Below are 1251 nucleotides of genomic sequence, written 5' to 3' on the forward strand. Positions count from 1 at the left end.
CTGCCGCAAGCCGCCGTGCCGACGGCCAGCGACCACGTCTTTACTGCTGCTGACCTGCAGCGGGCGGCTGAAGATTTGGCGCGGGATCTGCCGGAAGCGGCGGCAGGAAACCTGGAATTTGCCCTGGAGGCCCTGGAAGCCGGCAACCTGCCGGATGACTGCGACCGCTATCTGGACTATCTGCTGCCTGAAAAATTCAGCCTGCTGGACTACCTGTCGGCCAAGGGCCTGGTCCTGTTCAACGACTGGCAGCTGATTGCTGAAAGCGCCAAAAATCTGGGCGCGGTCAACGACGAATACCTGGCCGGGCAGATCGCGGCCAAGATGATGACCAGCCGCCAGCAGCTCCGCCTAGATTTGGAGGCCGTCTTGAAAAAAGACAGCCACCACCGCATGTACGTCAGCCTGATGACGCACTCGATGGGCCGGCTGCGCTTTGGCCAGCACCTGGCCTGGGACAGCCGGGAGCCGCAGCAGTTCTTCAGCCAGATGGAGCTTTTGAAGACCGAGCTGGAGTCTTACGCCAAAAAGGGCCAGACCGTGGTCCTGCAGCTCTCCAGCCGCCGGCAGGCTGAAGAATTCAGCCGCAGCTGCCATGACTACGACATCTACCTGCCGCTGGTTGACCAGAAAGACCTGCGGGAGGGGCAGGCGCAGCTGACCGTGGCCGGCTACGCCAGCGGCTTTGTTTTGCCTGACAGCGACCTGGTCTACCTGACCGAAAAGGAGCTCTTCAACCACAGCCAGCGGCCGAAGAAGCGGATCAAGACCCTGGAAAACGCCCAGCGCCTGCGCAGCTACACTGAACTGAAGCCAGGCGACTACGTGGTGCACGTCAACCACGGGATCGGCCGCTTTGAAGGCATCCAGACCTTGGAGACTGACGGCAAAAAGCGCGACTACATTACCATCACCTACCAGAAGGGCGACCAGCTTTTCGTGCCGGCCGACCAGCTGAGCCTGGTGCAAAAGTATGTCGCTTCAGAAGGCAAGCAGCCCCATATCAACAAGCTTGGCGGCAGCGAATGGGCCAAGACCAAGAAACGGGTAGCCGCCAGAGTCGAAGACATCGCCGACGACCTGATCGACCTGTACTCAAAAAGAGAGGCTGAGAAGGGCTTTGCCTTTTCACCCGACGGCCCGGACCAGGCGGCTTTTGAAGCAGCCTTCCCTTATGAGCCGACGGCCGACCAGCTGCGGGCCAGTGCCGAAATCAAGGCTGACATGGAAAAGCCCAAGCCAATGGACCGG

1 protein-coding gene is annotated in these 1251 nt (G+C 60.7%); it reads left to right on the forward strand.

The window, feature by feature from the left end:
• On the forward strand, positions 1–1251 hold a 1251-nt coding region (locus tag lacNas_RS03430; protein WP_280515427.1), incomplete at both ends, for a CarD family transcriptional regulator.

It is taken from the genome of Lactobacillus nasalidis, assembly GCF_016587775.1.
Taxonomy (GTDB): domain Bacteria; phylum Bacillota; class Bacilli; order Lactobacillales; family Lactobacillaceae; genus Lactobacillus; species Lactobacillus nasalidis.